Source organism: Ruminococcus sp. 210702-SL.1.03, assembly GCF_020559915.1.
In the GTDB taxonomy this organism is placed as follows: Bacteria; Bacillota; Clostridia; order Oscillospirales; family Ruminococcaceae; genus YE71.
Window position 1 is genome coordinate 1 of record NZ_JAJCLZ010000050.1, and the last position, 6,310, is coordinate 6,310.

At 57.8% G+C, this 6,310-nt stretch carries 10 protein-coding genes and 1 pseudogene; all 11 read right to left on the reverse strand.

Going from position 1 to position 6,310, the window contains the following annotated elements; genetic code table 11:
* Positions 1–869, reverse strand: a pseudogene (locus tag LI114_RS12790) (hypothetical protein); the annotation flags it as partial.
* Positions 870–1,211 (reverse strand): DUF5361 domain-containing protein, encoded by a 342-nt coding sequence (locus LI114_RS12795; protein ID WP_227221004.1) that lies wholly within the window; start codon positions 1,209–1,211, stop codon positions 870–872.
* Between the two features lie 38 nt (positions 1,212–1,249).
* Entirely contained in the window at positions 1,250–1,528 is a 279-nt protein-coding gene (locus tag LI114_RS12800; RefSeq protein WP_227221005.1) for a hypothetical protein, read from the reverse strand.
* A gap of 11 nt (positions 1,529–1,539) precedes the next feature.
* Positions 1,540–2,103, reverse strand: a complete 564-nt coding sequence (locus LI114_RS12805) for a phage tail protein (RefSeq protein WP_227221006.1) — start codon at positions 2,101–2,103, stop codon at positions 1,540–1,542.
* 4 nt (positions 2,104–2,107) lie between these two features.
* Positions 2,108–2,449: a hypothetical protein gene (locus LI114_RS12810; RefSeq protein WP_227221007.1), complete on the reverse strand. Its 342-nt coding sequence runs from the start codon at positions 2,447–2,449 to the stop codon at positions 2,108–2,110.
* The gene (locus LI114_RS12815; RefSeq protein WP_227221008.1) at positions 2,446–2,709 is read right to left on the reverse strand and encodes a hypothetical protein; all 264 of its coding nucleotides are present in this window, start codon (positions 2,707–2,709) and stop codon (positions 2,446–2,448) included. The genes LI114_RS12810 and LI114_RS12815 overlap by 4 nt, the downstream gene beginning before the upstream one ends.
* Positions 2,681–3,043, reverse strand: a complete 363-nt coding sequence (locus LI114_RS12820) for a hypothetical protein (RefSeq protein WP_227221009.1) — start codon at positions 3,041–3,043, stop codon at positions 2,681–2,683. Before LI114_RS12820 ends, LI114_RS12815 begins: the two co-directional genes overlap by 29 nt.
* The gene (locus LI114_RS12825) at positions 3,027–3,437 is read right to left on the reverse strand and encodes a phage Gp19/Gp15/Gp42 family protein (RefSeq protein WP_227221010.1); all 411 of its coding nucleotides are present in this window, start codon (positions 3,435–3,437) and stop codon (positions 3,027–3,029) included. Before LI114_RS12825 ends, LI114_RS12820 begins: the two co-directional genes overlap by 17 nt.
* A 12-nt stretch (positions 3,438–3,449) precedes the next feature.
* The gene (locus LI114_RS12830) at positions 3,450–4,352 is read right to left on the reverse strand and encodes a phage major capsid protein (RefSeq protein WP_227221011.1); all 903 of its coding nucleotides are present in this window, start codon (positions 4,350–4,352) and stop codon (positions 3,450–3,452) included.
* A 19-nt stretch (positions 4,353–4,371) separates the two neighbouring features.
* Complete coding sequence (locus LI114_RS12835; protein ID WP_227221012.1) at positions 4,372–4,782, reverse strand: DUF4355 domain-containing protein; 411 nt, start codon at positions 4,780–4,782, stop codon at positions 4,372–4,374.
* A gap of 39 nt (positions 4,783–4,821) precedes the next feature.
* On the reverse strand, positions 4,822–6,156 hold the full coding sequence (locus tag LI114_RS12840) for a terminase large subunit (RefSeq protein WP_227221013.1): 1,335 nt from the start codon (positions 6,154–6,156) through the stop codon (positions 4,822–4,824).
* Between the last annotated feature and the right edge of the window lie 154 nt (positions 6,157–6,310).

Consider the following 6,310-nt stretch of genomic DNA (forward strand, 5'->3'; position numbering starts at 1 on the left):
ACGCCCTGCTTGCCCATGCGGATAAAGTTATCCGCGAAATTTCCCGCGCTCTCGTCGAGGTCGCCAAGAGCCTTGCTGACGTCGCCGCCGTTCGTGAGCGTGCCGAGCAGGTTCGCCGCTGCGGCTTTCATGCTGCCGAACGAGCCGCTGAACGTCGTGGCGGCTTCTTTCGCGGTCGTGCCGGTGATGTCAAGCTCGCCCTGAATGACATGAACAGCGGCGTATACGTCGGACAGATTGCTGATATCGTATTTTATGCCGCTTATCTTCTCCGCGTCGGCGAGCAGGCGCTCCATCTCGGTCTTTGTGCCGCCGTAACCCAATTTGAGGTTATCGAGCATGGTGTAATTCTGCTTCGCGAAGCCCTGATAAGCGTTCTGAATGTCGGCGATGTTCGTGCCCATTTTGTTGGCGTTGTCGCTCATATCGACCATAGCCGTGTGCGCCGCTTCGGCAGCCTTAGCAGTATCGCCGCCGAGCGATGAAATGAGCGAAGCCGAAAAGCTCGTGACGTTCTCCATGTACTCGTTAGCGCTTACGCCCGCCGTCTTGAAAGCGTCGCTCGCGTACTGTTCGACCTTGCCCGCGCTGGATTTAAACAGCGTTTCTATGCCGCCGATAGACTGCTCGAGCGCCGCGCCCTCGCTGAATGCGCTCTTTATAACGTCGCCCAGCTTGTCGGCGACCTTGTACGCGCCGAACGCCGCAAGCAGGCTTTTGCCGAGATTTTTGCCCATCTTACCGCCCTGCTCGCCGCCCACGCCGTCGGGGAAAAGCTTCGCAAGCTGCCCCTGCAAACCTTCCATCGAGGGCACTATCTGCACATACGCCTTCGCCAGCTCAATGCCTTTACTATTGCTGTCTGCCATTTAATCACCTCCGTTAAGTATCTTCTGCCGCGCTTTTTCATACGCCATCGGGTCGTCGAAGCCCTCGGTCTGCGGTTCGTTCGGCGTGCCGAAAAGCTTAGCCGCCAGCGATTCGGGGCGGTTCTTTCCGCGCGCGCCGTCCTTGCTGTTGAGCCACACGAGCAGCGAAAGCTTGTCAAAAATCAAAACGCCCAGCATTTCGCTGAGCGTGTGATCTTCACCGGCAAGTGCCATGCGTGCGCGTGAGTTTGAGCGCAGCCCGCCCGCAAGCGCAGCCGCCGTCCTCAGCGGCAGGGCGCGGTGATCGTATATGTTGTAGACCTCGGCAAAGTCGCATATCAACTCGCCCTCGCACGCGCTCACCATGCGGGCGAGCAGTATCAGTTTTTTCCGTCGCCGTCTTTTTCGCCGCCGCGGATAATGGAATAGATCTCGCGCACCATTACGTCGCGCGGCACTCTGCCGTTCTCATCGCGGCAAAAGTCTTTCAGCGCCGCCGCCTGCGTATCATCGAGCAGGCGGTGGAGCACGCTCACGAGCCGCGAACCGTCGCCGCCGTCTACTGCCACAAGGTCTTCCAGCAGCTCCCAATCGTTGAGCTTTTCAGCTTCGTACTTAAATGCAAAACCGTGCTCGGTCTTGCCCTCTATCATCTTCATGCCGTACCTCCTTACTCAGTCGCGGGCTTCTTGAAATACTCGTAGTGGGTGTTGCCCGTGCTGTCCGCCATAGCGGTCAGCGTTACGCCGTAGCCCACCGCGTCGCTGTCGTCATACTGCACCTCGGCAACGTTTGAAACGCTCGCAGAGGGCAGCACAATGCGTTTGAGCACGCCGCCCGTCATTATCATGTCGATAACGTATGCGTAGTCCTCGAGGTCGCCCGAGCCTACCGCTACCGTCATGCCGTCCTCTGGTGTGCCGGTGACGCTGCTGTCGCCATGAACGAGTTTGAGCACCTCTGCGCTGAGCGATTCGATGAACGTCATCGTGAAATCGTCCTTTTTGTCGGTGGTGGAAACGTGCACCACATCACCGCCCCATGCCTTGATAGACTGGGTGGTGCGGCTGCCGTCGTTGGTCAAGCCGTCCTCGCTGATGTAGCCCAGACACTTGAAAGCCGCGTTCAGCTCGGTAGTGGCGTCGGTCGGCAGGGGCGTAGAGCAGGGCGCGCGGAAAACTGCTCCGCCTACCTTAGGCTTGCCCGTAGTGACATTGTTTTTGTTGTTCGACATAAAATCACTCCTCAAAATATGTTATTTCGTACACCGCCTGAAAGCGGTAACGTTTTGTAGTCGTTTCATTGAATGGATAACTGCTCACGAGCGCGCAGCGGCTTATGTCGCCGCGTTCGGGCATACGCCGCATGAGTTTCAGCAAGCGTTCGTTAAGCTCCATAGCTTCAAGCAGCGTGCCGCCGTAGCTTTGTACAGCCACCGTCGCGGACGTTATGCAGTTGCGTTCAGATGTGCCCGTGCGCTCGATAATGCAGTAGCTGGCGGGCGGTTTGGCTGGCTCTTCGGCGAAGCACGGCACGTCCAGCCCGCGCGATATGTAGTCGATAAGCGTGACTTCTATCATTCCTTTACCTCCCCGACCGCCTTTAAAATCGTGTTGTTCTTCTGATTTTGCTGAATGGCGCGCTTGTGTGTCGCCGCGACCGACGATACACGGCGGCGTATACGATAGCGCTTAGTCCATGCGTAATTCTTCACGCGGTAGCCCTGTTTCGGCAGCTTCGCGCGTATGCGTTCGGCGTACTCTTCCGTCAGTGCCGCCACGCTGTCGCTCATGAGGTAGTCGCCCACCGCCTTATGGTTGAGAACTATCTTCGTCGGCATATCTTTCCACCTGCACTTTCTTGTTCCAACTGAGCGGGATAAGCGCGTCTATGCCCTGCGTCGGTTCGCCTACGGTGCGGTATCGCCCGCCCCAGAAGCGCACCTCTGTGTCAGTCCAAACGTGCTCGTCGCCCTTTGGGATAGCCAGCGTGTACGCTATTCTCTTGCCGCTGAGATTGAGCGCGGCTGTAACGTCATCGCTGCTGGGCGCGCCCACAAGCACGTTTTCGACTACCTCTATCCGCTCCGCATATATCGGGCGTTTGAGCGCGTCAGCGCCTGTCTGCTCGCGCACCACAAGCTCAACGGGTATGCCTTTAATCATTGTCACCATTGCCGTACACCTCCAGTGCGCCCCAGCGCTGCCGTATCAGCCCGAGGTCTTTTAATTCGTTGCGCAGGTAGTAAAGCTGCTGCCCCGCGTTAAGGTACGACATAGATATGCTGTACCCCATAGCCGCCTGCGAAGCCTGCGTTGCTGCGGGTGAATTGTCAGCCGCCGCATTTACCGCGCGGATAACTGCCCGCGCGATGGTCTCCTTGACTGCAAGCGCGAACTCGGGGTCTGCCGCCGACATGATCGCTATGCTCTTGCCGTGCTTTTTCGCGATAAGGCTCAGCTTTGCGGAAGCAACGGGCAGCAGCGCCTCCGCAAGTTCCTGTTCCTCAGCCGTGAGCTTGCGCCCGAGCCGTATAACGTCGTCGATAGCCGCGTACACTGCCGCCATTGCCATGCCCCCTTACTCAGTCGCCGCCGACTGGATAACGGCGAAAGCGTTTTTGTCGAGAATGCCCCAGCCGATAAAGGCTTCGGCTCTGATGTACACCTCATTGTATCCTTTGAGGTCGCGGCCGCTGTTGTCAGGGTCGCCGTACTGGATAACTTCGAGCGGTATCTCCTTGGAATAGCCCCACTTGAATGCCGTCGCGAAGTCGCCGACTATCGCAAGGTCTTTGCTTGAATTGAAAGACACCGTAGTGTTGGTGGTCGTGCTTATACCGTTCATCTGAGCGGGAGTGCTGCCCCACGCAAGTTCGGGGTATATCTTTCTTCCGCTCGCGTCCACCATCTTGGCGAGGTCGGAGCGGAATGCGGGAGCCATCGTAAGTCCCGATACATCGTACTCGTGGCCCTGCACCGCCGCGATAGCCTCTTCTATCAGCGCGTCGGGGGTCTTGGGCGTTTTGCTGTCCTGCGCGATGACAGCAACGCCGCTGTCGAAGTGGTTCGTGCCGATGATAGCCGCCGCCGTCTTAGTCCTCGGGTTCAGTCCGTGGAAAGCCATGATGTCAAGACCGCGGGCGACCTTTTTCGAGAAGCCCTCAGAGAAATTTTTGAGCATTTCTATCTGCGCTTCCTCAGAGGCGTAGAGAAATTCATCTGTCATTCTTGCGCCGTACTCTACCTTTAGCGGCAGTACCGTGATAGGGTCGAGAGCCACGCTTCCGCGGGTCTTTTTGCCGCCTTCGGCAACGAGGTCTACTTCGTCGTCCATGCTGAAGATGAACTCTTTCTGTCCGTTGAATGCGATAGGGCTGCGCGCGCAGAGGGTCGAGAGCGATGAAAAGCCCTTTACCTTGTCGAAAAGCTCGGTCACGAGCTGCGGGTCGAATTTTGCGCCCTTAGAGAGAATGTCTGGCATAGTTAATTACTTCCTTTCTTTACTTTTTGAGGTCGGCGAGAAGCGACTTGTACGCCGCGTCCTTGCCGTTCGTGTGTCCGTGCTCCGTATTTGCGAGGGGCTGGGGCTGCTGCTGATTTTTCACGAATATCGCGAGCGTTTCAGCGTCCTTTTTGAGCTCCTCTTCGGTGTCGCCCGAAAGCTTGCCCGCAAGCTCATAGGGTATGCCGTTCTCGTGAGCGATGCGCATTTTCAGCGCGCCGCTCTCATACGCCTTTGCCTTAGCCGTAAGGTCGGCGATGGTGGTCTTGTTCGCTTCGAGCTGCTTCGCGAGGTCGGCGGTCTTGGCGCTGTAGTCCTCGGGCGAGAGCCAGCCCTCGTACTGCTTTTTCACATCGGCGACCGCTGCGTCAAAAGCTTCCTGCGTTTCGATGGGTTTAAAATCTGCCATGATATTTCCTTTCTCCGCTTGTGCGGTATATGTAAGCCGTTACCAGCTTACCTTCTGTATTTTCTTCTCTTTGACCGTGTTCACGCACGCCCAGTGCGCCAGCGCGACGGCTTCAAGCAGCGATATGTCCGCGCCCTCTAAAATGGACGTGTAACCGTACCCGCCGCCCGAGCTGATAGCGCGGTGCTCGCAGTTGGCGACGACTTGTTCCAGCGACGGCTGTTCGGCGTGGCAGATCGTCTGCGCGAAAATGCCGCGCTCAAAGCTTGCCGCCGAAGTTATGACCTCCGAAACTTTCGGGAGTATCGGCTTGCGGCGTATACCGGCGTTTTTCATGTCGGCGGCGAGCAGAGATTGTCCGCCTGCGCCGTCTATGACCGTTTCGCGCATATGCGGGTTGCGCAGATACGCTATTATCCAGTCGTTGCCCTCGCGGACGGGTCGGCAGTCGATGGCTTCGACGAACACTTTGCCGTCTGCGGTCTTTGCGGCTACGGCGAGCGATACATTGTCGGTAGCTTTGGCGTACTTCACGCCGAAAAACAGCTCGTGCGAGAGCTGCGGCTTTTCGGTAATGCAAAGCGCCTGCCACTCGCCCTTGCTGATGGCTGATTTTTGGTTGTACGTCAGCCAAAGCCCCAAACGCTGTATGTTGTCGTCCACTTGGGCGTCCTGCGGGTCGCCGAGCTCGGAGCGTATCTTGCGCTCGGTGAGGATAGTGCCGAGCGACGGGTTGGTCTGATACCACAATTCGGGGTCGTGGGCGTTGGTGAGCGCAGGCACGCTCCATTCCGCCCAGCCGTCGTCGTTGCCGCCGCCCGTGACAGTCGTCTTGCGGTACTTGGTGAACACCGTGCCCGCTGATACCACCGTCGGCGGCGTGCCGCACATGAGCGTCTGCGGGTTTCGGCTGTCAGTAACGATATACTTCAAGGCTGTTTCCTGATCGGTAGTGTACTCCTGCGCTTCGTCGATGATGAGCAGGTCGTAACCCTCGCCAAGCCCACCCTTGCTCGAGCGCGTGCGGAAATTTATCAGCCCCTCGCCGCCCAGCCACTCGATACGCTCAAGACCGAACTGCTTCGCGGTCTTAAAGTCCTCTTTCTCGCGGTAGCCCATCTTCGCGAGCAGGCTGGTGGCCTTTTCCCACACCGAGTGAGAGGTGGAGGTGCGGTGGGCGGTGTAGAGAATACTTTCACCGTGGAGCAGTCCCCATATCGACCGCATTATGAGCAGTTCTGACTTGCCGTTGCGGCGGGGTATAGACCAGCCGAATTTCATGTGCCGCCACAATCCCTCGCCGTCCACCGCCATGATGTCGTACATCATCAGTTCCTGCCACTGCTGCGCGGTGCGCCCCGACTTGTTGTACATCGCGACAGCCTCGCCGCCGAGCGTTTGCTCATACGGCAGCACTACCGATACGGTGGGGGTCTGCCTGCCGATACGCTTCTCAATAGCTGATTACCTCCTTTTTTAGGCATAAGAAAAGCACCCTGCGCAAAGCAGAGTGCTGATGTGGATATAT

Coding starts and splice junctions, on each gene's coding strand:
- LI114_RS12820 (WP_227221009.1), bottom strand. CDS start 3,043: ATGGTGACAATGATTAAAGGCATACCCGTTGAGCTTGTGGTGCGCGAG.
- LI114_RS12825 (WP_227221010.1), bottom strand. CDS start 3,437: ATGGCGGCAGTGTACGCGGCTATCGACGACGTTATACGGCTCGGGCGC.
- LI114_RS12815 (WP_227221008.1), bottom strand. CDS start 2,709: ATGCCGACGAAGATAGTTCTCAACCATAAGGCGGTGGGCGACTACCTC.
- LI114_RS12840 (WP_227221013.1), bottom strand. CDS start 6,156: ATGTACAACAAGTCGGGGCGCACCGCGCAGCAGTGGCAGGAACTGATG.
- LI114_RS12835 (WP_227221012.1), bottom strand. CDS start 4,782: ATGGCAGATTTTAAACCCATCGAAACGCAGGAAGCTTTTGACGCAGCG.
- LI114_RS12810 (WP_227221007.1), bottom strand. CDS start 2,449: ATGATAGAAGTCACGCTTATCGACTACATATCGCGCGGGCTGGACGTG.
- LI114_RS12805 (WP_227221006.1), bottom strand. CDS start 2,103: ATGTCGAACAACAAAAACAATGTCACTACGGGCAAGCCTAAGGTAGGC.
- LI114_RS12830 (WP_227221011.1), bottom strand. CDS start 4,352: ATGCCAGACATTCTCTCTAAGGGCGCAAAATTCGACCCGCAGCTCGTG.
- LI114_RS12800 (WP_227221005.1), bottom strand. CDS start 1,528: ATGAAGATGATAGAGGGCAAGACCGAGCACGGTTTTGCATTTAAGTAC.